The 25,994-nt window shown below is 38.2% G+C and carries 22 protein-coding genes; 14 read left to right on the top strand and 8 right to left on the bottom strand.

Annotation, left to right across the window (positions count from 1 at the left end; translation table 11 throughout):
* Position 1: 1 nt before the first annotated feature.
* On the bottom strand, positions 2 to 865 hold the full coding sequence (gene efeO / locus M2M59_RS14700; RefSeq protein ID WP_147197045.1) for an iron uptake system protein EfeO: 864 nt from the start codon (positions 863 to 865) through the stop codon (positions 2 to 4).
* Positions 866 to 1,273: 408 nt separating this feature from the next.
* Between efeO and M2M59_RS14695 the strand changes: the two genes are divergently transcribed.
* Both M2M59_RS14695 and M2M59_RS14690 read left to right on the top strand, forming a co-directional pair.
* Complete coding sequence (locus tag M2M59_RS14695; RefSeq protein WP_147197047.1) at positions 1,274 to 1,777, top strand: RNA polymerase sigma factor SigV; 504 nt, start codon at positions 1,274 to 1,276, stop codon at positions 1,775 to 1,777.
* 4 nt (positions 1,778 to 1,781) lie between these two features.
* Positions 1,782 to 2,699, top strand: coding sequence for an anti-sigma-V factor RsiV (locus M2M59_RS14690; protein ID WP_150285441.1), 918 nt, complete (start codon positions 1,782 to 1,784; stop codon positions 2,697 to 2,699).
* Between the two features lie 127 nt (positions 2,700 to 2,826).
* On the opposite strand, the gene M2M59_RS14685 is transcribed toward M2M59_RS14690, so the two are convergent.
* From M2M59_RS14685 to nhaC, 3 genes are all read right to left on the bottom strand, one after another.
* Complete coding sequence (locus tag M2M59_RS14685) at positions 2,827 to 3,426, bottom strand: hypothetical protein (RefSeq protein WP_249774963.1); 600 nt, start codon at positions 3,424 to 3,426, stop codon at positions 2,827 to 2,829.
* 228 nt (positions 3,427 to 3,654) lie between these two features.
* Positions 3,655 to 4,815, bottom strand: a complete 1,161-nt coding sequence (locus tag M2M59_RS14680; RefSeq protein WP_249774962.1) for a class I SAM-dependent methyltransferase — start codon at positions 4,813 to 4,815, stop codon at positions 3,655 to 3,657.
* Positions 4,816 to 4,865: 50 nt separating this feature from the next.
* Positions 4,866 to 6,263 (bottom strand): Na+/H+ antiporter NhaC, encoded by a 1,398-nt coding sequence (gene nhaC / locus M2M59_RS14675; protein ID WP_249774961.1) that lies wholly within the window; start codon positions 6,261 to 6,263, stop codon positions 4,866 to 4,868.
* A 533-nt stretch (positions 6,264 to 6,796) separates the two neighbouring features.
* On the opposite strand from nhaC, the gene putP reads away from it, so the two are divergent.
* The 4 genes from putP (at position 6,797) to M2M59_RS14655 (ending at position 12,333) form a co-directional block, all read left to right on the top strand.
* A complete protein-coding gene (gene putP / locus M2M59_RS14670) occupies positions 6,797 to 8,284 on the top strand; it encodes a sodium/proline symporter PutP (RefSeq protein ID WP_249774960.1) in 1,488 nt (495 codons plus the stop codon).
* Between the two features lie 61 nt (positions 8,285 to 8,345).
* Positions 8,346 to 9,038, top strand: a complete 693-nt coding sequence (locus M2M59_RS14665) for a VOC family protein (protein WP_249774959.1) — start codon at positions 8,346 to 8,348, stop codon at positions 9,036 to 9,038.
* A gap of 115 nt (positions 9,039 to 9,153) precedes the next feature.
* A complete protein-coding gene (gene hflX / locus M2M59_RS14660; protein WP_147197059.1) occupies positions 9,154 to 10,419 on the top strand; it encodes a GTPase HflX in 1,266 nt (421 codons plus the stop codon).
* 426 nt (positions 10,420 to 10,845) lie between these two features.
* The gene (locus tag M2M59_RS14655) at positions 10,846 to 12,333 is read left to right on the top strand and encodes a peptide MFS transporter (RefSeq protein ID WP_147197060.1); all 1,488 of its coding nucleotides are present in this window, start codon (positions 10,846 to 10,848) and stop codon (positions 12,331 to 12,333) included.
* A gap of 150 nt (positions 12,334 to 12,483) precedes the next feature.
* On the opposite strand, the gene M2M59_RS14650 is transcribed toward M2M59_RS14655, so the two are convergent.
* Positions 12,484 to 13,740 (bottom strand): mechanosensitive ion channel, encoded by a 1,257-nt coding sequence (locus M2M59_RS14650; RefSeq protein WP_249774958.1) that lies wholly within the window; start codon positions 13,738 to 13,740, stop codon positions 12,484 to 12,486.
* Positions 13,741 to 14,041: 301 nt separating this feature from the next.
* Between M2M59_RS14650 and M2M59_RS14645 the strand changes: the two genes are divergently transcribed.
* From M2M59_RS14645 to M2M59_RS14620, 6 genes are all read left to right on the top strand, one after another.
* Positions 14,042 to 14,992 carry an ABC transporter permease gene (locus tag M2M59_RS14645; RefSeq protein ID WP_066791983.1) on the top strand — a complete coding sequence of 317 codons (951 nt, stop codon included), beginning with the start codon at positions 14,042 to 14,044 and terminating at the stop codon, positions 14,990 to 14,992.
* On the top strand, positions 14,985 to 15,935 hold the full coding sequence (locus M2M59_RS14640) for an iron chelate uptake ABC transporter family permease subunit (RefSeq protein ID WP_249774957.1): 951 nt from the start codon (positions 14,985 to 14,987) through the stop codon (positions 15,933 to 15,935). Before M2M59_RS14645 ends, M2M59_RS14640 begins: the two co-directional genes overlap by 8 nt.
* Positions 15,932 to 16,693: an iron ABC transporter ATP-binding protein gene (locus M2M59_RS14635; RefSeq protein ID WP_147197065.1), complete on the top strand. Its 762-nt coding sequence runs from the start codon at positions 15,932 to 15,934 to the stop codon at positions 16,691 to 16,693. Before M2M59_RS14640 ends, M2M59_RS14635 begins: the two co-directional genes overlap by 4 nt.
* Before the next feature lie 16 nt (positions 16,694 to 16,709).
* Positions 16,710 to 17,693 carry a siderophore ABC transporter substrate-binding protein gene (locus M2M59_RS14630; RefSeq protein ID WP_147197067.1) on the top strand — a complete coding sequence of 328 codons (984 nt, stop codon included), beginning with the start codon at positions 16,710 to 16,712 and terminating at the stop codon, positions 17,691 to 17,693.
* A 138-nt stretch (positions 17,694 to 17,831) separates the two neighbouring features.
* Entirely contained in the window at positions 17,832 to 18,434 is a 603-nt protein-coding gene (locus M2M59_RS14625; protein ID WP_249774956.1) for a phosphatase PAP2 family protein, read from the top strand.
* 220 nt (positions 18,435 to 18,654) lie between these two features.
* Positions 18,655 to 19,902: a YeeE/YedE family protein gene (locus tag M2M59_RS14620; RefSeq protein WP_147197070.1), complete on the top strand. Its 1,248-nt coding sequence runs from the start codon at positions 18,655 to 18,657 to the stop codon at positions 19,900 to 19,902.
* Positions 19,903 to 19,977: 75 nt separating this feature from the next.
* Here M2M59_RS14620 and M2M59_RS14615 read toward each other — a convergent pair whose 3' ends face one another.
* Positions 19,978 to 21,186 carry an MFS transporter gene (locus M2M59_RS14615; RefSeq protein WP_147197072.1) on the bottom strand — a complete coding sequence of 403 codons (1,209 nt, stop codon included), beginning with the start codon at positions 21,184 to 21,186 and terminating at the stop codon, positions 19,978 to 19,980.
* A 177-nt stretch (positions 21,187 to 21,363) separates the two neighbouring features.
* On the opposite strand from M2M59_RS14615, the gene zupT reads away from it, so the two are divergent.
* Positions 21,364 to 22,176 (top strand): zinc transporter ZupT, encoded by an 813-nt coding sequence (gene zupT, locus M2M59_RS14610; RefSeq protein WP_150285430.1) that lies wholly within the window; start codon positions 21,364 to 21,366, stop codon positions 22,174 to 22,176.
* Between the two features lie 397 nt (positions 22,177 to 22,573).
* Here zupT and thrB read toward each other — a convergent pair whose 3' ends face one another.
* Both thrB and thrC read right to left on the bottom strand, forming a co-directional pair.
* Complete coding sequence (thrB, locus tag M2M59_RS14605; protein WP_249774955.1) at positions 22,574 to 23,482, bottom strand: homoserine kinase; 909 nt, start codon at positions 23,480 to 23,482, stop codon at positions 22,574 to 22,576.
* The gene (gene thrC, locus M2M59_RS14600; protein ID WP_249776032.1) at positions 23,479 to 24,531 is read right to left on the bottom strand and encodes a threonine synthase; all 1,053 of its coding nucleotides are present in this window, start codon (positions 24,529 to 24,531) and stop codon (positions 23,479 to 23,481) included. The genes thrB and thrC overlap by 4 nt, the downstream gene beginning before the upstream one ends.
* A gap of 239 nt (positions 24,532 to 24,770) precedes the next feature.
* Between thrC and M2M59_RS14595 the strand changes: the two genes are divergently transcribed.
* Entirely contained in the window at positions 24,771 to 25,979 is a 1,209-nt protein-coding gene (locus tag M2M59_RS14595) for an MFS transporter (RefSeq protein ID WP_249774954.1), read from the top strand.
* Positions 25,980 to 25,994 lie beyond the last annotated feature (15 nt).

Below are 25,994 nucleotides of genomic sequence, written 5' to 3'. Positions count from 1 at the left end.
ATCACTCCATAATAATGCCCATTTGGCTTAATGGTTCACCTAAGTGGTTCACTGCTTCAGATAAAGCCTTGGTATCTTCTTTTGTAAGTTTGGTATAAGAGATATAGCCGCCATCTTTTGTTTGATATTTAGCTAATAGATCATTGACTGCTTCGAATTTTTCAGTTAAATCTTTGACTAATTTAGGGTCTTTATTTTCAATTTGGTCTTTCAAGATAGTGAAGATTTTTTCAGCACCTTCGACGTTTGCTTTGAAGTCATATAAATCTGTGTGAGAATAGATTTCTTCTTCGCCGGTAATCTTCGATGTAGATACTTCATTTAGCAAGTCCACTGCACCAGTTAGCATTGTATCAGGGGTTACTTCAACTGTTTCCACACGTGCGCGCAATTCCTTAGAGTCTGCTAGCAGCTGATCAGCTGTTTTTTCATAGCCTTTTGTTTTATTTTCTTTCCATAAGCCATATTCAATCTTGTGGTAACCAGTCCAGTCTTCTACTCCTTGTCCTTCCTCTTTTAAATCTGCCAAACGTGCGTCAATCCGAGGATCAAGGTCACCGAAGCTTTCTGCAATTGGTTCAGAGCGTTCAAAATACATACGAGCCACAGGGTAAATTTCCTTCGCTTTTTTTATGTCGCCTGCTTTTACGGCTTTCACAAACTTATCTGTTTCAACGATGAAATGGTCCATTTGGCCAAGCGCAAACTTTTTATATGCATCCACTTCCTTTTGTAAATTTGTAGAAGAAGTAGTTGTTTCCTCTTTTTTTGCGGCAGAGCTAGTCTTCGTATCATCTGAATTATTGCACCCTGTCATTAAAATGCTTCCTGCAAGCAGGACTGCTGCGAATGGAGTTGCTTTCATTAAAATAATCCTTCTTTCTCATATGGAATAATAGCTAAAAAATCCCTGCCCAATTTGGAGCGGCTATATAAGGGGAGGGGAATAAAAATTAAGCACGAATCTGTTTTCTGTTAGTAATGATAATCATTATCAAAAGAAAAAGCAATAGTTGTTTTTCTGAACTTTTAATAAAAATTAATAGGGGCAAAAATATTTAGAAAGATAATTAGAATTCATTAGATAAAATAACATTATTTTGGTTTTTTTATAAATATTAAAACAGTGTTTCTTCTTATATAATAGCAGTTCATATATTTCTCTTTTAAAGAAACAATATATAAGGATGAATTAAAAAGTTATTAAAACTTTCTACTACATGTGCGACGTCTTTTTAATGTATACACGTGATGATCTAAAGGAGCTCCTAAAATGAAAAGAAAAAAGCAATTGTTCTATGACGATGATCTAGTAGAGTGGATCAGGCAAAATAAAAAACAATTATACTGGCTTGCATACAGTTATGTTAAAAACGAGCAAGATGCGTTGGATATTGTTCAAGACAGTATTCAAAAAGCAATGCAAAACTATCAGCAACTGCTGAACAAGGAAAAATTGAAAAGTTGGTTTTATAGAATTGTTATAAATACATCGCTCGATTTCCTAAAAAAATTTCGCAGAGTTCAAGTGACAGATGACGAGACATTGCTCTATCTCTCATCGTCTAGTGAAGACCAGTATGAAAATCTAGATTTAGCTGGCGCATTAGAACGACTTCCGACAAAGTATCGGGAAATTGTGATCCTTCGCTATTTTGAAGATCTCAAGATTGAGGAAGTTGCCTATATCTTAAATGAAAATTCAAATACCATTAAAACTCGTTTATATAAAGCTTTAAAAATTTTGCGTATCGATATGGAACAGGAAGAAGGATGAGATGATGGACAAAAAGCTAAATGAATTGAAAAAACAATATCAGAATGCCCGCGTTCCAGATGAACTGGATGATATTGTCGAGGCAGCAATAATGAAAGGGAAGAAAGAAAAGATGAAGAATCATAAAAAAATGCCAACGGTCGTAACGAAATGGGTGGGAAGTGTTGCAGCAGCAGCAGCCATCTTTACAGTTGGATTAAATACAAGTCCTGCTTTAGCACAAACGGTTAACGATATACCGGTGATTGGCAAGGTTACGCAGGTTCTAACCTTCCGTGAATATAAGGAAAATGACAAGAACTATGGAGCAGATATTAAAGTTGCCAACGTAAAAGGCTTAGATAATAAAAAATTAGAACAAACACTAAACGAGCGTTACATTGCAGATGGACAAAAGCTTTATAGCCATTATGAGAAAACAGTAAAAGATTTAGAGAAAAAAGGCGGGGGGCATTATAGCGTAGACAGCGGCTATAAAGTACTCTTGAACGATCAACAACTACTAACGATTGAACGCTATGAGGAACAAACTGCAGCTTCTTCTTCGACTACAATGAAATACGATACGATTGATAAAGAAAACAAGATTGTATTATCATTACCAATGTTATTTAAAGACAAAGCTTATGTTGATCACATTTCAAGTTATATAAAAGATGAAATGATTAAAGAAATCAAAGAATCCAACCAAGAAAAAGTATATTGGGTACGCGGTGCAGGTGTGCCAGTTGATGATTTGGCAGAGGATGAACTATTCGAAAGCATTAAAACGAATCAAAACTTCTATATCAATAAAAAACATCAATTGGTGATTGCCTTCGATGAATATGAAGTAGCTCCTGGATATATGGGTGTTGTGAAATTTACTATCCCAACGCATGTGATTGAAAAAGATTTAGTGAGCAATAAATATATTAAGTGATGCAAAAAACCGTAGCATAACCAGGATCACCTGTTAAGCTACGGTTTTTAAAATGTATTGAACTCTGTTACTCTATAAGAGTTGCTTAATAATCTGGATGCAAAGCAAATATTCAGGTGAATTAAATCTATTTCTTTTTATAGACAATTTTATAATAGCTAGCTAGTCGTTTTTTTTCTGTGTAATATATTGGCACACTCATATTAGGCGTCCACTTTTTATAACGACTAAATTTGTAATCCGCATATAAACCGACTCTACTCCATTTCTTTTTATTGGCAGGAATATGAACTTCAACACCTTTTGTAAAATCGAAGCCTATGCCTAATGTCCCGTGCCATTCATAAGAACCTTCAAATCTAAAAGTTTTCGAGGCTGTCATAACATATAAATTAGATTTAGCCCAACTGCTAGTAGCATATCCTCCCTTTATTCCTTTTTTAGTTTTTGTGTCTATAAGTCTTCCGCCGCCTGGACTTTTAGATGAACTTTTCATAGTTAATAACTGATTACTAGTAGTTGATGCCAAAGATCTCATATAACTATTTTTATCTCTATTAGTATCAAAAACTAAAGTGGTATTGTTATCAACAACTAATTCATTCCTTTTTTCAAGGGTCTTAACTAAGTTGTTAGAGTGAGTTGCTGATGCGTGTTTAACATTAAAGCCGAATATTATTAAACTAAACATTAAAATTAAAATAGTTATTTTATTACTTTTAATCAAATAAACCCCTCCCTAATTAAATATTATTTGAAATGTAAATATTCTAACAGTTTATAAACTATCATTTTTACCGTTTGCTAATTAATATTTAATTCCTAATTCCCCCTCCATTTATAGGTACTTTTTTCCTCTTTGTACTTGTCTGAGAAGTTCATTCAAATTATAAAAAACCGTAGCATAAGCAGGCACACCTGTTTAGCTACGGTTTTTAATATACTTCTCATTTTATTATTTAAGGTATTCTTTCAATTCTTTTTCCAAGAACGGTTCGGCAGATAAAAAAGCTGTAAAGTCTTCATAACGTTTCCGCTGTTCTTGCTTTGGCTTCGCACCAGTATAGTACGCACGAATCAAAATGTTTTTAGGCGTATGTTCCATATCGATGAATTCGAGCAGTTGCGCATCATAGCCAACAAGCTTTAGAATTTCGGCACGAATTGAGTCTGTGGCAAGGGAAGCGAATCGTTCTTTGATCAAGCCATGCTGCAGCATGATGTCCAACTGAGGTGATTGGAGTTGGCGATTTAATTCATGCTGGCAACAAGGGACGCTTAAGATAACGCTTGCTCCCCATTTTACAGCGCGTGCTAATGCCATATCTGTTGCTACATCGCATGCATGCAGTGTGACGACCATATCAACTGTATTTTCATCGTTATAATCATTGATATCCCCAACTAAAAATTCTAGCCCATCATATTGAAGGTCCTTCGCAATTTGGCTGCATTCTTCAATTACATCTTTTTTCAGATCTAAGCCCGTGACACGAATATCTAAGCCCTGTTCAATCTTTAAATAATGGTATAAAGCGAATGTTAAATAAGATTTGCCGGAACCGAAGTCTAAAATTCGAATGGTGCGATCCTTTGGCAAGTAATCCAGAGAATCATGAATAAATTCAATGAAGCGATTTATTTGTTTGAACTTATCGTATTTTTGGTTTTTTACTTTTCCTTCAGGCGATTGAACACCTAGCCGAAGCAGGAAAGGGTAGGGAGTATCAGGGTTTAACAAATAATTTTTCTTTCTGTTATGTTGTAAATCAACTGATTTGGCTTCTGTTTTTTCTGCTTTCCATAACACTTTGTTTTTCTTCGAAAGCTGTACATGTATTTTTTCAGTCGTCATTTCGCCTTGGAATTGGCGGAATTGATCAAATAAGCTGTCTAGGTATGAAGCGATTTGATCCTTCGTTATATTTTCATGCTTAATGGTCTGTGCCGTCTGGTATTCAAGCTGGATATGGTAAATCCCTTTGAGCATTAAAGGCTTTAGCTTCACGCGTTTTAGTTCATTTGATTTTGCGCGTGGCTGGCTGATTGTTGCAGTCACCAGCAATTCATCCGTTAATTGCTCGAGGAGCTGTTGTTTCATTTCATTAAAGTCCAATAATATCGCCTTCTTTATGATTTAATTGCTCCATGTATTGTACCATAAATTTAATTTTTCACCTGCTCCTTTGGCAGATAACTGAGTGTCTTGCCAGTCCAGCCAAATACGATGGTAAGAAGAGGTGACAGCAAACAGAACAATGCGAATGGCAAGTAATCAATTGTAGGTACACCCAATACCTTTGTAATAAAGATACCGCACACGCTCCAAGGAATCAGTGGGTTCACGACAGTGCCGGCATCCTCTGCTACACGTGCTAAGTTCTTATTTTGTAAGCCAACTTTTTGAAATTGCGACTGGAATGCTTCACTCGTAAGCAGGATGGACAAATATTGTTCCCCAATTAGCGTATTGATTGATACAGCAGTAAGGGCAGCCCCAGTAATGACGGAACCGACACTCCTGAAAATGGTTTCTACCTTCAGAAGGATTGTTTGGACAATGCCTAATGTAAATAACAAGCCGCCCATGCTGAGAGCCAATATAACAAGCCCAATCGTAAACATCATGCTGTTAATGCCACCACGTGTTAATAATGAGTCAATATCTTGAATACCTGTTTCAGAAGTATAACCATTGAATAGAATATTCATTGCATCTCCCGCTCCGTAAGTATGATGGAAGTATGTGATGACAATGGCAACTGCAGAACTGGCTGCTAAGGTCATAATGGCCGGTGCCTTTTTTAATGTTAATAGAATAAGGATAACCAGTGGTATGAATGTGTACCAATGGATCATTCCTGTATCCAATAAGCCTTGCTGGAAGGAAGCGATTTTGGATTTATTATGCAGCGTTGCCGTCGGTGACATTATTGCATACAGTATGAATGATAGGATAAATGCGGGAACCGTTGTCCAGCACATATTCTTTATATGAACAAACAAGTCAACGCCCAATATTGCCGAAGACAAATTGGTAGTATCAGATAGGGGAGACATCTTATCCCCGAAAAACGCGCCGGAAACAATAGCGCCAGCAGTGACAGCAAGTGAAATATCCATTGCGCTTGCCATGCCAATAAACGCTACACCAACTGTTGCTGTTGTCGTAAGTGAGCTGCCGATAGCAACGCCAACCATACAGGTCACAAGGAAAACAATGGCATAAAAGAAGTGGGGCGTGATTAATTCAAAGCCCAGGTAGATAAAAGTAGGAATTGTGCCACTCATCAACCAGCTGCTAATTAGCACTCCAATAAAGAAAAATATAAAGATAGCGCCAAGTCCTGCGGAAGCGCCCTCAATCAGCCCTTTTTCTAATTCTTTATAAGCTACTTTTTTAAACAGCCCATACACCATTAATAACATAATTGATATGAGAATCGGCATATGCGGGGGGGCATCCAATTTTGCGATACATAGAGCCATAATGGCAATAATAACAACAATTAAACTAACTGCCTCTAGAAAACGCGGCATCATTTTTGCTTCTATACGAAACATCTCATCGTTCCTCCTAATCTCTTAATAAAAAATTTTAGTAAGGGACGAAGGGAAACTCCGCGGTACCACCCTTATTGCCAAAGCTTTCTTGGCCACTCTCGGAAATACAAGCATCCATGGTGTAATTCACGATTGGTAAAACCTTGGCTTACATCACCCGCCAAGTTTCTTTTTGCTGTACTTACCAATGCTACTTTAATTCCATCACTTGCATTTATTCACTTTTGCGATTCAACGCGTTGAAGTTATAAAGTATTTTACCACTTTATTTGCTTACGTCAATATGATTTAAAGAAAAAGAATAAGATGGAAAAATTCGAGCTCAGAAAGGAGTTAAAATAATAAAAGTAAAGTACAGGTAAACCTAGTGGGGATGCGTGCTTTCGTATTTTTATTGGATAAAGTAATATGTTAAGATAAATGAAATTGAATCAATTTTTAGTAGATTCAATGAATTCTTTTTTACATATTCCATAGAGCAAGATGTAAATGGAAGAAAGAATGAATATAGTAGAGAAAAAGGAGGAATTTCTATGTCGGATCATATGTATCAATTGCTGGCAATATTGATTTATATGATTGCCATGCTGGTGATTGGCTGGTATGCGTTTCGTAAAACGTCCAGTTTAACAGACTATATGTTAGGAGGGCGCTCACTAGGTCCGGCAGTTACCGCCTTAAGTGCAGGTGCTGCGGATATGTCGGGATGGCTTTTAATGGGATTGCCGGGCGCCATCTACGTAGGCGGTTTGATGGAAGCTTGGATGGCAATAGGGCTGACAGTAGGTGCTTATCTAAACTGGCTATTTGTTGCTCCTAGACTTAGGATGTATACGCAAGTAGCGAATAATTCTATTACGATACCGAGTTATTTAGATAACCGTTTGAAAGATAAAACAAAGTTGCTTCGTATTGCTTCTGGATTAATTATCTTAGTCTTTTTTACTTTCTACGTTTCTTCTGGAATGGTAACAGGAGGAGTCTTCTTTGAAAGCTCATTCGGCTTTAATTACCATACAGGGTTATTGGTAACTTCAGGAGTTGTGATAGCCTATACATTGTTTGGCGGTTTCTTAGCTGTGAGTTATACAGATTTTATTCAAGGGCTTGTCATGTTCTTAGCACTTATTATAGTCCCAATTTTCGGATTGTTCCTCACGGGTGGGTTTTCAGACACTACTCAATCGATACGTGAAGTAGATCCAAATCGATTAAGCTTTCTAACGGGAGCGACCGTAACAGGGGTCATCTCAGCAGTAGCATGGGGGTTAGGCTATTTTGGTCAGCCACATATTATCGTACGTTTTATGGCGATTAGCAGTGTGAAAGAAACAAAACAAGCGAGACGAATCGGCATTGGATGGATGTTCTTAAGTTTGTTTGGAGCTATCGCCACTGCTTTAATCGGGATTGCTTATTATCAACAAAATGGTTTAGAACTGAAAAATCCTGAAACCGTATTTATTGCTTTAGGCCAAATACTGTTCCATCCATTTATCGCAGGAATTATGTTAGCAGCGATACTGGCTGCGATTATGAGTACGATTTCTTCTCAATTGATTGTAACGTCTTCTGCTTTAGTAGAAGATATCTATAAAGCTGTGTTTAAAACCAATGCAACTGATAAGCATTATGTATTTTTAGGCAGAATGGCTGTATTGATTGTATCCCTTCTGGCGATTGCTCTTGCTTGGAATCAAGATAATAAAATATTAGACTTGGTATCATTTGCCTGGGCGGGCTTTGGGTCAGCGTTTGGTCCAGTAATATTGCTTACATTGTATTGGAAGAAGATTACGAACTGGGGAGCACTTGCGGGTATGGTCACTGGTGCCATCACCGCTTATGTCTGGGGATCTATTAAAACATTGCACAATAGTCTGTATGAAATTGTTCCAGGATTCCTTGTCTGTCTGATCGTTGCAGTTATTGTCAGTTTATTGACATATAGACCAAATCAAGAGATTGAAGAGGAATTTGACAGTACAGTTGATCTATTAGCGGAAGAAAAAAGAAAATAAACTAAAAAATTGCCTGTAGTATCTGAAAAGCTGCAGGCTTTTTTCTAAGGGGTGTCTAAATATGTTTGAACTCGATCATGTGGTTTATTTTACGAAAAAAACGCCAGAAGAAATTACAAAAGAAGTGTCGATTGAAAGTCTCCATCCTGTTATTGGTGGACAACACCTTCAGTGGGGAACTCATAATGCATTATTATACACAAGAGATAGTTATATCGAGTATTTAGCAGTTGAAGATGAATCAGTGGCTCGAAAATCTTCCCAGCCGTTAGTGCAACAACTGCTCTATGATTTGCCTGGCGGTGAAGGTTTTTATACGTTATGTCTAAGAACAGATAGTATAGAAGAGAAAAATATTTATTTCCGGAAGCTTGGGTACCGGACAACGGGTGTCATTCCGGCAGAAAGAAAAACACAAGATGGTGAGCTATTAAGATGGAAAATGCTGTTTATTGAGCAGAGGATTGGGGATGATCTGCCATACCCATTTTTCATCCAATGGGAGCAGCCTTTAGCCGTAAGGTACCAAAATCTAAAAGCAACTGGGATGGTACAAGAGGCAAATGAGAAACTGTTTATTGAACGCTGTCTGTTCAATGTAAGAAACACCGATCAAAAAATTACTCAATGGTCGAGACTTCTATCTTTGCCGGTAAACGGCAACACACTAAGACTTCCTAACACAACATTTGTATTCCAAGCTTTTAATGAACAGAAGGAACGTTTGCACAATATTGAATTAGGGAAAATTTGAATCGTAAACATTTCTTGTGATAGGATGGACATAATATATAGAAGAAAAGGAAAAGGAGAGTGGTTTATCTGCTCTCCTTTCTTTTAGCATCCAGTCGCATGAGGGAGGAACATACATGGAAGAATTGCAAGAAAAGGCGGTATTAGTTGGAGTCAATCTACATAATGATTTGCACTTTGACTACTCAATTGAAGAGCTTGGAAATTTAGCTGAGGCATTGAATGTAGAAGTAGTGGGTGTAGTTACGCAAAATTTAGAACGAGTCAATCCTTCACACTATGTAGGGACTGGTAAAATAGAAGAAATCAAAAGATATTATGAAGCAGTTGATGCAAACTTAGTCATCTTTGATGATGAATTATCTCCATCTCAAATACGAAATCTTGAAAGAGACCTGGAATGTAAGGTAATTGACCGGACGATGCTCATCCTGGATATTTTTGCAAGGCGCGCCAAGTCGAAGGAAGCGCAAATGCAAGTGGAACTCGCACAATTGCAATATATGCTGCCAAGATTAGTTGGTCTTCGCGATTCATTAAGTAGGCAGGGCGGCGGTACAGGCGGTGGTTTCAAAAACAGAGGTGCCGGCGAAACAAAGCTGGAGCTGGATCGACGTAAAATTGAAGATCAAATTGCTAAGCTTCATAAAGAGCTGGAGAGCGTAAAAGAACAGCGAGAAACGCAAAGGAAGCAACGACGGAAAAGCGAAATTCCTATTGTTTCCATTGTCGGCTACACAAATGCTGGTAAATCGACTATCATGAATCAGCTGCTTCAAAATACAAGCCAGGAAGAGCACAAGCAAGTATTTGAAAAAAATATGCTCTTTGCAACATTGGAGACTTCTGTAAGACAGATTTCATTGCCTGATAACAAGAGCTTTTTACTGACGGATACAGTTGGCTTTGTCAGCAAATTACCTCACCATTTAGTAAAAGCTTTTCGTTCAACATTGGAAGAAGCTAGAGATGCGGATTTGTTGCTTCATGTGGTAGATGCCTCTAATCCGGAAAATCAATATATGATGGAAGTCACCAATGATACGCTTGAAGCAGTTGGTGTAGTAGATGTTCCAACAATCAATGTCTTCAATAAAGCAGATCTTGCAAACTTGGCCTACCCATACACCAATCACAATCAGATATGGATGTCAGCTAAGGAAAGAAAAGGCATAGATGAATTGCTACAGCTCATTCGCAGCCATATTTTTAAAGATTATGTTACCTGCACACTCTGCATCCCGTATGAAAGGGGAGAGATCGTTTCTTACTTAAATGAGCATGCCCATATACTGGAGACATCCTATGAGGAATCAGGAACAGTCGTCAAAGCAGAAGTGAAGGAAGCTATTATGCAAAAGTACAAGCAATACTTAATTTAGTCCTCATGCTTAGCAAATTCACAAGGGACCTAGAAATATAATGAGACTGTAAACGTGCAGGTATTATAAAGCATGCTTACAGTCTTTCCTTTGGAATAGGGATTATGCTACTAAGTCGGACAAGGTTATTTGTATTTATAGAGCATACACGTTAAACTCTATTGTTTTTTTAATATTTTATTTTTAAATATACATATTTATTTAATAATTAATAATACTATTGAATAATAGGGAAAAACGTGCGGTTACCCCATATGAAATCAGAAAATATAAAATTTTCCACCATGAAAAATTTTTTTGACATAACACAAGTGTGCATGTATAATGGACAACATACTTCACTAAACTTTAAAGTTATGAAAAGAGATATAGTTTATAGTTAGAATTGTTGGACTATTTTTTATATTGAAAGAAGGAGAGTTTCTTATGGCAACAAGAGAGGAAATCGTAAAATCAGTCCCTCAAAAGGGATTCTTTGGTCATCCAAAAGGCCTGTTTAGTTTATTCTTTACTGAATTCTGGGAGCGTTTCTCATATTACGGAATGAAAGCAATTCTGATTTATTTTATGTACGATACCGTGAAAAACGGCGGTTTAGGCCTTAGTGAAACTACTGCCTCTTCCATTATGGCAATCTACGGCTCATTAGTTTATATGTCAGGTATTATTGGCGGATGGGTTGCTGACCGCTTATTAGGAACAAGAAGAACTTCATTCTGGGGTGGTATATTAATTATTGTTGGACATATATGTCTGGCGATTCCTGGAGGTTTGCCATTCTTATTCACTTCAATGGTATTTATTATTCTAGGTACAGGTTTATTGAAACCAAACGTATCTTCAATTGTTGGTGAAATTTATGCCGAAGGTGACAATCGTCGCGATGCAGGCTTTAATATTTTCTACATGGGAATTAATGCAGGGGCATTTATCGCTCCATTAGTTGTAGGTGCTGTAAAAGAGGAATACAACTATCACGTTGGTTTTAGTGTTGCTGCTATTGGTATGGCAATTGGATTATTCTTCTATACACATAATCAAAAGCAAAAATTAGGACTAGCAGGTATGGAACCTAAAAATCCACTGACTGATGTTGAACGTGGGAAAATCATTAAGAATTTCATAATTTCCCTAGTAATTATAGCAATTTTAGTTGTTATTGCGGCAATGGTTGGCCTCATTACAATTAACAATGTAGTTAACTTCTTTACAGTCATTGGTTTATTAGCACCAATTTGTGTTTTCATTTGGATGTTTACTAGTAAGAAAACAGAAGCGAAAGAAAAGTCTCACCTTCTTGCATACATCCCTTTGTTTATTACTGGTACAATGTTCTGGGTTATTCAAGAGCAAGGTTCTACTATACTTGCTACTTATATTAAGCAGCGTACAGACTTATCAATTGGCTCCTATAATATCCCAGCACCATGGTTCCAATCATTGAACCCATTATTCATTATTACAATGGCACCAATCTTTGCGGCTATTTGGATGAAACTGGGCAATCGTCAACCATCTACGCCAATTAAATTCTCATTCTCCTTGTTGTTTGCAGGGGCATCATTCTTGATTATGATTATTCCAGCAATCTCTTCAGGCGGTACAGAGTTAATTAGCCCATGGTGGATCGTTATTTCATTCTTCTTAGTAGTAGTAGGTGAATTATTAATGTCACCGGTTGGTTTATCGGCAACAACAAAATTAGCTCCGGCTGCATTTGCGGCGCAAACAATGTCACTATGGTTCTTGACTAGTACTGCAGCACAAGCATTGAATGCTCAATTAGCTAAGTTGTTTGATAAAATTTCTGAGGTACAATACTTCGGATTCCTTGGCGGTGCTTCCGTTGCATTATTTATCATCATGTTAATACTAAGTCCATGGATCTCTAAAAAAATGGGCGATATTAAATAAAATCGAAATTCGCTTTATAGCGATTTTAAAATAAGCTTGCTTGTAAATCAGTTTATATGGTTTGCAGGCAAGCTTTTTATTTTATTTCCATTAAGATAATATTAAAGCCTAATTTCCTTATTTAGAAATTAGGCTTTAATGATGGAGCGTTTATTCGTCTTTTGAATTCTTACTTTCTTTCTCCATTTTCGCTTCAAACTTTTGCAGTTGGCGACTAGCAAATTCTCGACCGCCAAGCCCAAATGATAGGGCAAATGCCACTGAAAGGCCAGCTATGACGAACAAGAAGGCTAGATTAACAATGCTTGTACCGAAGTGCAATTGTGAAAGGGCCATAAAGATTGCCATGATAAGAATGGCATACTTAACGATGCCGCCAAATAAACGATTGCCTGTAGCTTGGCGAATATAGTTACCAAGAAGGGTAGAGCCGATAAAGCCAAGCAAAATAATAACGAATGCACTTAATAGAAGTGGCAGGTAGCTAATAACAGCCATACCGATATCTTGTAGAACTTCTAGATGCAAAACATTGAGTCCTTCAACTGTAAAGAATATAATAATAAGTACTTGCACAACTTTACCAATAATTGTGGCAATATCAAATGATGGCATAGATGATTGTTGTTTTTGATTTAAATATTTTGATACATCGTCGATGCCTGTGCCTTTTAAGAGATTGCTAAGCAATTCTCCAATAAAACGTGCTAGAACGATACCAATAAGGATTAATATAACCGCTACAAAAATATTTGGAATCATATTGAGCACTTCATTTAACATAGCAGTAACTGGACGTGTAATGGAGTCGATTCCAAGTGTTTCAAGTGCAACAGTGACAATCGGAATCAGGATTAAAATGAAAACAACGTTAGACAGTACATTGGTAAGCGTAGTTTTACTATCAGGAGACATTACTTCTCCGTTTCCACGTTTGGTCAATTTATTGAACCATTTATCAATGTTGATTGTTCCTAAGATCATAGAAACGATGTTGCGGACAAATTTGGCTACAAAGTAACCAATCACTAAAATAATAGCAGCCATGAATAAGTTAGGTAGGAAATCGAGTGTTTTATCCATCATATTAGAAATAGGATTCGCTACTGAATTCATTCTCAACTGATCTAATACGCTCGGCAAGAACAATATGAACACAAGATAGTAAAGTATTTTACCAATAGAATTGAGCTTATTGTGGGCGTCCCTATCATCAGTTGCCATATGAGCTCTCGTCATTGCTCGTGATGCGCCGATTTTTTTGAGGCCTTTTGTAAAAATAGCTTGGATAAGAGTTGCAACAAGCCAAGCTACGACCAGTAGCAGAATAGCTCCTAATATATTGGGAATAAAGTTTGCTACTCTGTACCACATGTCATGAAATTCACCTGTAAATCGATTGACCATCTTTTTACCTCCAAATATAAAATATTCCTGTTGATATCGACTTTATTACCCTTGTCTACTAGGAATAAACATATTGTCGAATAAAGAGATTTTTCACTTTGTAGGGGTTTAGGCATTACTTTACGTACTATGATAACGAAAGAAATACTAATCTATAATATATAAATCCTTTTGATAATCATTTTCAATTAACGGTTGAAATATAATATTCAGATGCTATAATTAAGTAGGAGCAAGTGATAATGATTTTCATTTGCAGATGTATCACCTAATAAAGGAAGAGGAAGTAGACGGGATTGCCATGAAAAAACGATATTTATTGATAGCACTTGTTGTGTTGTCTCTTATCTCTCTCTTTGTGGGGGTAAGTGATATCACACCAAAGGACTTATTAAACTTACATTCAGAAAAGACACAAATTTTCCTCATCAGTCGCGTACCAAGATTGGTTGCGATTATTTTGGCGGGCTTTGGGATGAGTATTGCAGGCTTAATTATGCAAAGTTTGAGCCGCAATAAATTCGTATCGCCTACAACGGCTGGTACATTAGATGCTACTCGTTTAGGGATTCTTGTATCGATGCTGTTATTTGCAAACGCTTCGATGCTTGAAAAAATGGCGGTATCCTTCGTATTTGCGCTTGCCGGCACATTATTATTTATGCAAATATTGGACCGTATTAAATTTAAAGATGCGATTTTCATACCGCTTGTCGGATTGATGTTTGGGAATATATTGTCTTCTATCACGACGTTCTTTGCTTATAAGTCCAATGTGATCCAAAATATCTCAACATGGCTACAAGGTGACTTCTCGATGATCATGAAAGGTCGCTACGAACTGCTTTATATTAGTGTGCCTGTATTGATTATCGCCTACTTCTATGCCAACCGTTTTACAGTGGCTGGAATGGGTGAAGATTTTGCAAAAAACCTAGGGCTTGCTTATAAACGTATCGTTAATTTCGGCTTAATCCTTGTTGCTTTAGTTACTACTACTGTTGTTTTAACAGTTGGTATGATTCCATTTTTAGGATTGATCATTCCCAATATTGTCTCCATTTTTAAAGGAGACCACTTGCAAAAAACACTGCCACATACTGCGCTTTTAGGGGCTATATTCCTCTTAATCTGCGATATATTAGGCCGTGTCCTTATCTATCCATATGAGATTTCTATCAGCTTAATGGTAGGCGTCATAGGCAGTGCAGTCTTCCTATTCTTGTTATTTAGGGGGAAGGCGTATGCGTAATAGTATTAAATTAGCAATATTGCTAGGCGTTGCGCTTATATTTAGCGCACTGTATATTTTCCAAGGCTTGAACGGCAATTATGATTACATATTGCCTCGGAGACTAATTAAGATTTTGGCAATGGCTTTGACAGGTGTTTCTATCGCTTATTCAACGGTCATTTTCCAAACGATTACGCATAACCGTATTTTGACTCCAAGTATTATGGGGTTAGATTCTCTATATTTGCTTTTGCAAACGTTTATTATTTTCTTTTCTGGATCTGGCCATATTATCATTATGAACGCGCAAGTGAACTTCTTTGTGTCAGTTGTCGTTATGATAGGCTTTGCGCTAATCCTATACCAATTTTTATTTCGCGCTGGTGGGAAACCGATTTACTTTTTGCTGTTAGTGGGCATAATTGTGGGGACGTTCTTAGGAAGTATCACGACTTTTATGGAAGTTTTGATTGATCCAAATGAATTTACCCGCGTACAAGACAAAATGTTTGCTAGTTTCAATAATGTCAACGGTGATCTCGTATGGCTGGCATTAGTGGTAGTTGTGATTGTCATGATCTATGGTGTTAGAATGATCAATCAACTAGACGTTCTATCACTCGGCCGAGATACAGCGATTAATTTAGGTGTGCCTTATGATAAAGTGGTCAAGCGCATGCTGATCATCTCAGCGATACTTATTTCAGTATCAACGGCACTTGTTGGGCCTATTACATTCTTCGGTTTGATAGTAGCCAATTTATCTTATCAATTTTTCAAAACGTATAAGCATTCCATTTTGATTACGGGTGCGTCATTTATGAGTTTAGTTGCATTAATCGGAGGCCAATGGATAGTTGAGCGAGTATTTACATTCTCAACAACATTAAGTGTTATCGTCAATTTCATCGGTGGTATCTACTTTATTTACTTATTATTGAAGGAGAGTCGATCTGCATGATCCAAGTAAAAGAGATTTCCAAGTATTTTGGAAAGAAAATGGTCGTTGATAAGGTAAGTGTTGATATACAAAGAGGTAAAATCACTTCCTTTATTGGCCCAAATGGCGCCGGAAAATCGACGCTATTGTCGATGGTGAGCCGTTTACTTGATGCGGATACCGGTGAAGTATTGTTAGACAGCACTGATGTAAAGAGAGTGAAGTCCAATGATTTCGCAAAACGCGTATCTATTCTAAAACAATCCAATTTTATGAATGTTAGGTTAAGCATTCGTGAACTCGTTTCTTTTGGACGCTTCCCATATTCGCAAGGCCATCTTACTGAAGAGGACCAAAAAAAAGTTGATGAAGCCATTCATTATATGAACTTAGAGGATATCCAACATGATTATTTAGATGAATTGTCTGGTGGGCAACGACAACGCGCATTTATCGCGATGGTTATTGCTCAAGATACCGAATATGTTTTGCTAGACGAACCATTAAATAATCTGGACATGAAACATTCTGTTCAAATCATGAAGATTTTGCGTAAACTTGTTGATGAATTGGGCAAGACTGTAGTGATTGTACTTCATGATATCAACTTCGCATCCGTTTATTCAGATTTTATTGTGGCGCTCAAAGATGGAAAAGTCGTAAAAGAAGGGCCAACCAGTGAAATCATTAATTCCGCGTCACTCAAAGAAATATACGATATGGATATACCTATTCAAGAGATGAATAGCTGTCGAATCTGTGTGTATTTTAATTCATGATAAAGGGGAAAAACAAATGAAAAAGTGGTCATTACTAACATTAGTATTTGCAGTTCTATTTGTGCTAGGCGCATGTAATTCAAAAGATTCTAGCAAAGATAAAGGGAATTCTAATAGCGGTTCTAAAGAAACAATTGCCGTAACAAACGATTTCGGAGTACAAAATGAAGATGGTTCATCTGATTCTGTAAAAGATAAAGTTGATGTTCCGAAAAACCCGAAAAAAGTAGTTGTATTTGATATGGGCTTCTTAGATACACTTGATACACTTGGTGTAAAAGTTGCAGGTATTCCACAAGATTCAATTCCTGGTTACTTGAAAAAATATGAAGGTAGCGATTACGAAAACGTTGGTTCATTAAAAGAGCCAGATTTTGAAAAATTGGCTTCATTGAATCCTGATGTTATCTTTATTTCTGGACGCCAAGCTAGCCTTTATAAAGAATTCAGCAAAATTGCGCCAACTGTTTATGTTGGTTTAGATACATCTCGCTATATGGAATCATTTAAAGAAAACACAGAATTAGCAGGCAAAATTTTCGGCAAAGAAGATCAAGTGAAAACAGAACTTGCTAGTGTAGATGAAACTATCGCAAAAGTTCAAGGCGAAACAAAAGGTTTAGATAAAAAATCACTAATTATCCTAGGTTCTGAAGGTAAAATCAGCGCTTACGGTCCTGCTTCACGCTTCGGCTTGATTCACGATGTATTTGGTTTTAAACCAGTAGATAAAGGCATTGAAGTATCAACTCATGGACAAAACGTTTCGTATGAATATGTATTAGAGAAAAATCCAGATATCATCTTCGTAGTAGACCGCGATGCTGTTGTAACAGAAGGCGCTTCAGCGAAAAAAGATATCGAAAACGATATTGTAAAGAAAACAACTGCTTATAAAGATGGAAAAATGATCTACTTAAACCCAGAAGTATGGTACTTATCTGGTGGAGGTATCCAATCTGTAAAAGAAATGGTTAAAGAAGTAGAAAAGGCTTTATAATCATTGTTAACCCCTAGCCCAAGATGGCTAGGGGTTTTTTGTATGTATGATAAAGTGAAACTACTCTGGAGTAGCTTGCGTTAGATGAAGTAGGTTTGTGTATAAAAGGGTATGCTAATAAACAAGGGGGGATTGGGCATGTCAAAAATCATGTATTCCTTAGGCATTCTTGCTTTTGCTATTTTTATTTTTTTATGGATAAGTTTAAAGAATGAATGGGTAACGACAATCGATTTAGTAGCAGCTCATTTACTTAAGGGCAATGGATTTATTATTGCTTTCCATTATATTGGCGAACAAACATTTATCTTAACGATCGCTGTTTTGCTGCTAGTTTGGTTATGGATACGCGATCGCAATTATCGTGGCATGATGTTTACATTGTTGACGATCGGCGGAGGAAATATGATTAATCAATTTATTAAAGAATGGGTGCATCGTGCTAGACCAGACATTCCTAATCAATTGGCATCCTTTAGTTTTCCATCTAATCATGCAATGATGAGTGTCCTCTTTTTATTCACCATCGCTTATTTTATGACTGAGGATAAACGGAAGAGCACTTTTTCAATAATTGTACGGCTAGTAGCAATACTATTGGCTATATTAATCGGCTTGTCACGTATCGCGGAAGGCAGGCACTTCGCTTCAGATGTAGCGGCAGGGTGGACATTGGGGTTTGCTTGGTTTGTTATAGTTTGGGCATGGTATGTACGTCGCAAAAAATGGCAAAACACGTAGTCCATAACAATCCCCTAACAGAAAAGCTCAAAGGGGATTGTTTATTTATAGAGGTTTCAATAATTCAAATGAAGTCTTATTCTCCATTTTTATCTAGTAAATAACAAAATTTTATGTATTACAGATCAAATGAATAGCAAACTTCTTTACTTTTTATCGAAAAGAGACTATTATAAAGAACATAAAACCAAGTATTCTAATAGGATAAGAGGGGAAAAGTATGACTCAAAAAACTGTCTCAAATTGGGACCACAAATCAACAACAGTGGTTGCCAAGCTGAACCCTATGCAAAAACCGCTAGCTTCAGCAGGGATTCTTATAGCAATTATTCTTTTGATTTCGATTGTTTACGTGGCAAATTGGACCCAAGGTGTACTATTTATTATCGGCATTGCCCTTGGCATGACGTTATTGCATGCACGCTTTGGTTTTACCTCTGCCTTCCGTCGTCTGGCATCAGTCGGTAATGTGCAAGGGTTGCAAGCGCATATGCTCATGCTTGCAATTGCATCTATTTTGTTCGCGATTATACTCGGAACGGGCTTTAGTTTTACTGGAGTCGCTCCCGAGGGAAATGTTTCACCTGTAGGCACAAGCTTGCTTGTCGGTGCATTTCTTTTCGGGATTGGTATGCAACTTGGAAATGGATGTGCATCAGGAACACTTTACCAAGTGGGTGGAGGAACATCTTCCATGCTTTTAACGCTCATTGCATTCATTGCGGGATCTGTTCTAGGTGCATATAATTTCACATTTTGGATGGAGGACACACCTTCATTGCCAGCCATTTCGTTAGCTGAATCAACAGGTCTCGGTTATGTGGGCGCATTAATCGTCCAACTCATCGCATTTGCTGTCATCTACTGGATTACTGTTCAGATTGCGAAAAAGAAACGCCCACCGATGATGAAGCCTCTACCAACAACTAAAGGCTTTAAAAAAATGATTCGCGGTTCTTGGCCATTATTCGCAGCTGCTATTATTCTTGCATTGTTAAATGCATTGACTTTAGCGGTAAAAGGCAGCCCTTGGGGTATTACTTCTGCTTTTGCGCTATGGGGTGGCAAAGCATTAATGGCAATGGGTGTAGACGTGTCAAGCTGGGGCTTTTTCGCAGGTGCTAAAGGCAATGCCTTAAGCCAATCAGTGCTCCTTGATGCAACGAGTGTCATGAATTTCGGTATTATCCTTGGCGCATTTATATCAGCTGCATTCCAAGGTACATTTAAACCGAAGAAACTTCAACCGAAAGTAGCAGCAGCAGCTGTAGTAGGCGGTCTTATGATGGGTTATGGTGCCCGTCTTGCATTCGGCTGTAACATTGGTGCATATTTCAGCGGTATAGCTTCCTTCAGCCTTCATGGTTGGGTGTGGGCAGTAATGGCCTTTTTCGGCACATATGTAGCACTCTTTATACGTCCGCTCTTTGGATTGAAAAATCCAAAATCTACGGATACGTTTTGTTAAATACACTAGAATAACACCAAAAAGGCTTCTGTCATCCTAAACGATGACAGAAGCCTTTTTATTGTGTCTTAATCCTTATTGATTAGCATTGAGCGATTGGCGCACTGTAATCTTATGGATTGCAAAAGCAAGGATGCTCGCTGCGATTAAAAAGACTAAAACAATGCCTACGACACCGCTCCAGCCGAACTTAGACCAAAAGAGTCCGCCGGTTGTTCCGCCGACACTGGATCCTACGTAGTAGAAAAAGAGGTAAAGCGAAGAAGCTTGTGCTTTTTCATGTGTTGCTCTTTTTCCAACCCATCCACTTGCAATGGAATGAGCTCCAAAAAAACCGAAAGTAAGAATTGCTATTCCTGCAATCTTGATAAATAAGTTATCCGTCAATGATAAGAGAGCACCGGCAAGCATAAGCCCTATGCCGCTCAAAAGAATTTTGTAACGCCCGTGATGGTCCGCTAAACTACCCATCCATGCCGAACTGAATGTCCCTACAAGATAAATTAAAAAAATCCAGCCAACAATTGTTTGGCTAAGAGAATAAGGCGGTTCTATCAATTGGAAACCTATATAGTTGTACATCGTTACAAAAGATCCCATTAGCAAGAATCCAACACCGAATAAACTTAATAATGCAGGATCCTTTAAATGCATAAGAAGAGATTGGAATAGTGGCTTTAATGCAAGCTTATCTGGCTCAAAATGACGAGATTTTGGCAATAAAAAGTAAAATGCTATAGCAAGAAGCAAACTAATAATGCCAATCACAATCATTCCGACGCGCCAATTCGAATAATCGCTCACAGAACCCATCACAATCCGTCCGGCAAGACCGCCAATGGAATTTCCACTTATATAGAGCCCCATTGCCGCTCCTAAGCTTTTTGGATCGATTTCCTCACCTAAATAAGCCATCGCAATAGCTGGTAGACCTGCAAAAACAGCGCCTTGGACAACTCTCAAGATCAACAAGACGTGGTAGTTAGGCGAAAAAGCAATAAGAAAAGTTAAAATAGCTACCGCAATCATAGAAAATGTCATAATAGGTTTGCGGCCCCATGCTTCAGAAAGAGAACCTACTATTAACATACAAATGGCAAGTGATGCTGTAGTAAATGAGAGGGAAAGACTAGCCGCAGCCGGCGATATATGGAAAAATTTTGTTAACGTCGGCATCACTGGCTGCGTCATATATAAATTAGCATAAGTACTAAACGCGCCAGCGAATAATGCCAAGTTGGCTTTGCGAAAATCTAATGTTCCTCTTTTGATGTATTCCTCCATATTTTTCACCTCGATAACCTTATTATAAAACGCAATAAGAAAGAAATACATTTTCCTGTTTATTCCCAGAAAGAGGGAAGTGGTTCATCTTTTATTTTGGCTTTAAAGAAAATTGTTTCATAAAGGAAACATTAAGCATATAGTAAATAAAAAGTCAGTTCATAAAGGAGTATGTAAATGGATGCAAGTGTACTATATGCATTGGGGTTAACTCTTTTTGCAGGATTGGCAACAGGAGTCGGCAGCTTAATCGCCTTTTTTACCTCAAGAACGAATACTAAATTTTTATCATTTTCTTTAGGTTTCTCAGCTGGTGTTATGATATATGTTTCCCTTGTTGAGATATTTGTCAAAGCTAAAGTGGCACTAGTTGGGGAGCTAGGAGAGAAACAAGGCTATCTTTTTACAATTATCGGATTCTTTTCAGGCATGCTGCTAATAGCCTTGATAGATAAACTGATCCCGAAACAAGGAAATCCGCATGAAGTCAAAATGGTAGAAGATTTGAAGAAAGGCCCGTCACAACAAGATTATTCGAGCTTAATGAAGATGGGCGTTTTTACTGCCCTTGCCATTGGCATACACAACTTTCCTGAAGGGATTGCCACGTTTGTTTCCGCATTGAGTGATCCAAATTTAGGATTAGCGATTGCCATTGCTGTCGCAATTCACAATATCCCTGAAGGTATTGCTGTATCTGTTCCTATTTTCTTTGCAACAGGGGACCGGAAAAAAGCTTTTAAGCTTTCTTTTTTATCAGGCTTAGCAGAGCCGGTTGGGGCATTCGTTGCGTATTTATTATTGATGCCATTTTTGAATGATATTATGTTTGGTATGATATTTGCTGGGGTGGCAGGAATTATGGTTTTTATCTCACTAGACGAATTATTGCCGGCGGCCCGCAAATACGATGAAGCTCACTCGTCAATTTATGGCGTTGTTCTTGGCATGATTGTTATGGCCATTAGTTTAGTATTGTTGGTGCCTTAAGAGGATTGCTTGACGGCAATCCTCTTTCTTGGTGCAAAAAGAGGGCGGTACTACATTGCATGTCGAGCAGTTTCCAACTATAATGGCGAAGAATCACATCAAAGAATGTATCATCATGGGAAATTAGGGGAAGAAAATGGACAAGTTGCTTGGCAGTTTATTAATGGTTATATTTGTAGCAAACTTAATTTGGATTATTTACATAATCATAAAAGAATATAAAAAAGATAGCGCTAGTTTGTTTAGATCTATCTTTTTTGTCATATTCAATATTGTGTTTGATAATTATAGTCTCTATGCTGTCTTTGTTGTTTCCTGCTTTTTATTTGGAGTCATTCTGTTATTTTATTAATAACGAAAAAAGGGGTTGCCAATATGGCTAGCCCCTTACTGCATTCTAAATATACTCTGATACTTTTAGTTGAATCCCATTTCGATCAATGGAAACAGCTTTTATCTCATAATCCGGCAGGTGAGGACGCATCTTTTCAACAAATTCATCTACTTCTTCAGGTTGAACTAAAGAAATCATGGTTGGACCTGCTCCGCTGATCGCTGTCCCGTAAGCTCCATTTTCCTTCGCCAGTTCTCTAATTTTATTATAATAGGGAATTATATTTGCCCTGAAAGGTTCATGGAACAAGTCAGCTTCCATCATTTCACCTACACGTTTCCAATCATTCATTAATAGGGCGGCTGTTAATACATTAGCATAGGCACTTGCTTGTACAGCATATCCTCGGTCAAAAGTAGAAGGCAAGGCATCCCTTGCTTCTTGCGTTTTAAGCTCTACATTTGGGATGAAAAGGGCGAAGGCTATATCTATTTCTTTTACACTCAGCAGGCTTAGTCCTCCATTCGGCAACATAGCCCCGATTGTCAGTCCACCGCAGAGGGATGCCGTAGCATTATCTGGGTGTCCTTCTAAATCAGTAGTAATACGGCATTTCTCTTCTAATGTTAAGTTTAATTCACAAAGTTGATTAGCTAATTCAACCCCTGCAGCAATGGCAGCCGCACTGCTCCCAATACCACGAGCCAAGGGTAATTCGCTTTGTACAATCACCTTGCAGGAGGGGAGTATGGCACCATAGCATGATGCTGCATAGTTTGCGCTTTGATAGATTAAATGGTCTTCCGTATTTATTTTTTGAGGTAAATGAACTGATTGATGATCAAATGCCCATTGATCACTTAATGTTACATCTAAAGTTAAATATAGTCCTAGTGCAATTCCAATTGAATCAAAGCCTGGTCCTAGATTCGCTGTGCTGCCCGGTACTTGTATGTTCCATGTTTTGCTCATAGTAGTCCCTCGATATACTCACGGATTTCCTGTTCGTTATTCGAAAGTGTTACCACATTGACAGAGGATGCACTGACAGCTGTGTCAGGATCCTTCAATCCATTGCCTGTAAGGACCGCTACAACCTTGCTTCCTTTTGCGATAGAACCATCCGCTACAGATTGATAGACACCTGCAATAGATGCGGCTGATCCAGGTTCAGCAAAAATACCTTCTTTAGAGGCAATCAATCGATAGGCATTTAGAATTTCTTCATCAGTCACAGCACTGATTTTACCGTCCGATTCATCGCGTGCCATTTCTGCCAATAGCCAACTGGCTGGATTTCCAATGCGGATGGCCGTAGCGATTGTTTCAGGATGTGCTATTGGTTCGCCTCGGACAATGGCGGCAGCCCCTTCCGCTTCATAACCAAACATTCTTGGAAGAGATGTACCTTTTTTCTGTGCGTATTCTCTAAAGCCTTTCCAATATGCGCTTATATTACCTGCGTTGCCAACCGGAATAGCTAGGATATCTGGTGCGTCTCCTAATGCATCGCAAATCTCAAAAGCTGCTGTTTTTTGGCCTTCTAAACGATAGGGATTGACCGAGTTTACTAAGGTTACGGCTGTTGTATCACTGATTTGGCGTACAAGTTGCAATGCCTCGTCAAAATTGCCATCAATCTCGATGATTTTTGCGCCGTACATATAGGCTTGCGCTAATTTGCCTGCAGCAACTTTACCCTTTGGAATCACGATAATAGCCTCAATGCCTGCTCGTGCCGCATAGGCAGCCGCAGACGCAGAAGTATTGCCGGTAGAGGCGCAGATTACGCATTTGCTTCCCTCTTCTACCGCTTTAGCCACGGCCATAACCATTCCTCTGTCTTTGAAGGAACCAGTGGGATTTAAACCTTCAAACTTTACGTGCAAATCAATCCCCAGCTCTTCAGATAATTTGGCAAGATAGATTAATGGTGTATTTCCTTCGTGAAGTGTTAAAAGCGGTGTATTGCTGTTGATTGGCAAAAATTCCTTGTAATGATGAAGCAAGCCATTCCATATAGCGGTCATGATGATAATTCCTCCTTAGTAAGTGCAAAGTGGTGTACTTTCTAAAAATACAGTTGTTTATGTATAAGAGACACTTTATCAAAAAAAGAACCTGCTTTCAATGCTATCCTATCAATATTCTAAAATTTCGTAAAATATTTAAGATATTGTCACATGTTTACTGATGTTGTATAGTAAATACATATGAATGTTTACACGTGTAAAGACACTTAATGGGGGATGGGAATAGAATGAAACAAGCAGTAAATGCACAAGTTGTTTCGCGCAATAAATTATTGGGCGTTGCAGGTGTAGGATGGTTATTTGATGCACTCGATGTAGGTATTTTATCTTTCGTTATTGCGGCACTTGCAAGCGATTGGGGGTTAACCTCGGAACAGATGGGGTGGATTGGTAGCATTAACTCGATCGGCATGGCCGTAGGAGCGTTAGTATTTGGTATTTTTGCAGATCGTGTCGGCCGTAAGTCTGTCTTTGTTTGGACATTAATCATTTTTTCAGTAGGAAGCGGAATATCTGCATTTGCTTCTTCACTAGCCATTTTTATGGCATTACGTTTTGTGATTGGTATGGGACTAGGAGGAGAACTCCCAGTGGCATCCACATTGGTATCTGAAAGTGTGGAAGCGAAAGAAAGAGGAAGGGTAGTCGTATTGCTGGAAAGCTTTTGGGCAGTAGGCTGGCTACTTGCAGCGGTAATTTCATATTTTGTCATTCCGCATTATGGCTGGCGTGTTGCATTGTTGTTAACGGCGCTTCCAGCATTATACGCAGTTTACCTTCGTCTCCGTTTGCCAGATTCGCCACAGTATGAGGAGAAAAAAGAGAAAAGAAGCGTGCTACAAAATTTAGCGGCTGTTTGGTCTAAACCTTATGCAAAGCAAACAATCATGCTGTGGATCGTATGGTTTACGGTTGTATTCTCGTATTATGGTATTTTCTTATGGCTTCCGAGCGTTATGGTGGTAAAAGGGTTTAGCCTGATAAAAAGTTTTGAGTACGTATTAATCATGACATTAGCTCAATTGCCAGGTTATTTTACAGCTGCTTGGCTGATTGAAAAGTGGGGAAGGAAATGGGTGCTTTCTGTGTACCTGCTAGGCACGGCATTTAGTTCACTAGCATTTGGTCTGGCTGATAGCACTTGGCTTTTAATGGTTTCGGGAATGCTACTTTCTTTCTTTAACCTCGGAGCATGGGGTGCACTCTATGCTTATACACCAGAACAATATCCGACCGTGATAAGGGGCACAGGTGTCGGCATGGCAGCATCGGTAGGGAGGTTAGGCGGCATCTTTGGACCTTTGCTTGTTGGATCACTAATGGCAGGAGGCATATCGATTGGTTGGATATTCTCTATCTTCTGCCTTGCTATATTAATCGGTATCTTAGCTGTAATTGTACTTGGAAAGGAAACAAAGCAAACAATTATTAATTAAAAAGTAATTTTTAGG

The organism is Rummeliibacillus sp. G93 (assembly GCF_023515935.1).
Taxonomy (GTDB): domain Bacteria; phylum Bacillota; class Bacilli; order Bacillales_A; family Planococcaceae; genus Rummeliibacillus; species Rummeliibacillus stabekisii.
The sequence above is the reverse complement of the archived record's forward strand: the minus strand, read 5'-3'. Positions and strand labels throughout refer to the sequence as shown.

Bases quoted from the DNA above. Each gene is read 5' to 3' on its own strand.
- M2M59_RS14635 (WP_147197065.1), top strand. From the start codon at position 15,932: ATGATCCAAGTAAAAGAGATTTCCAAGTATTTTGGAAAGAAAATGGTC.
- M2M59_RS14695 (WP_147197047.1), top strand. From the start codon at position 1,274: ATGAAAAGAAAAAAGCAATTGTTCTATGACGATGATCTAGTAGAGTGG.
- M2M59_RS14620 (WP_147197070.1), top strand. From the start codon at position 18,655: ATGACTCAAAAAACTGTCTCAAATTGGGACCACAAATCAACAACAGTG.
- M2M59_RS14630 (WP_147197067.1), top strand. From the start codon at position 16,710: ATGAAAAAGTGGTCATTACTAACATTAGTATTTGCAGTTCTATTTGTG.
- M2M59_RS14615 (WP_147197072.1), bottom strand. From the start codon at position 21,186: ATGGAGGAATACATCAAAAGAGGAACATTAGATTTTCGCAAAGCCAAC.
- nhaC (WP_249774961.1), bottom strand. From the start codon at position 6,263: ATGTTTCGTATAGAAGCAAAAATGATGCCGCGTTTTCTAGAGGCAGTT.
- M2M59_RS14665 (WP_249774959.1), top strand. From the start codon at position 8,346: ATGTTTGAACTCGATCATGTGGTTTATTTTACGAAAAAAACGCCAGAA.
- M2M59_RS14655 (WP_147197060.1), top strand. From the start codon at position 10,846: ATGGCAACAAGAGAGGAAATCGTAAAATCAGTCCCTCAAAAGGGATTC.
- M2M59_RS14650 (WP_249774958.1), bottom strand. From the start codon at position 13,740: ATGGTCAATCGATTTACAGGTGAATTTCATGACATGTGGTACAGAGTA.
- M2M59_RS14625 (WP_249774956.1), top strand. From the start codon at position 17,832: ATGTCAAAAATCATGTATTCCTTAGGCATTCTTGCTTTTGCTATTTTT.
- efeO (WP_147197045.1), bottom strand. From the start codon at position 865: ATGAAAGCAACTCCATTCGCAGCAGTCCTGCTTGCAGGAAGCATTTTA.
- M2M59_RS14595 (WP_249774954.1), top strand. From the start codon at position 24,771: ATGAAACAAGCAGTAAATGCACAAGTTGTTTCGCGCAATAAATTATTG.
- putP (WP_249774960.1), top strand. From the start codon at position 6,797: ATGTCGGATCATATGTATCAATTGCTGGCAATATTGATTTATATGATT.
- thrB (WP_249774955.1), bottom strand. From the start codon at position 23,482: ATGAGCAAAACATGGAACATACAAGTACCGGGCAGCACAGCGAATCTA.
- M2M59_RS14640 (WP_249774957.1), top strand. From the start codon at position 14,985: ATGCGTAATAGTATTAAATTAGCAATATTGCTAGGCGTTGCGCTTATA.
- M2M59_RS14690 (WP_150285441.1), top strand. From the start codon at position 1,782: ATGGACAAAAAGCTAAATGAATTGAAAAAACAATATCAGAATGCCCGC.
- M2M59_RS14645 (WP_066791983.1), top strand. From the start codon at position 14,042: ATGAAAAAACGATATTTATTGATAGCACTTGTTGTGTTGTCTCTTATC.
- hflX (WP_147197059.1), top strand. From the start codon at position 9,154: ATGGAAGAATTGCAAGAAAAGGCGGTATTAGTTGGAGTCAATCTACAT.
- zupT (WP_150285430.1), top strand. From the start codon at position 21,364: ATGGATGCAAGTGTACTATATGCATTGGGGTTAACTCTTTTTGCAGGA.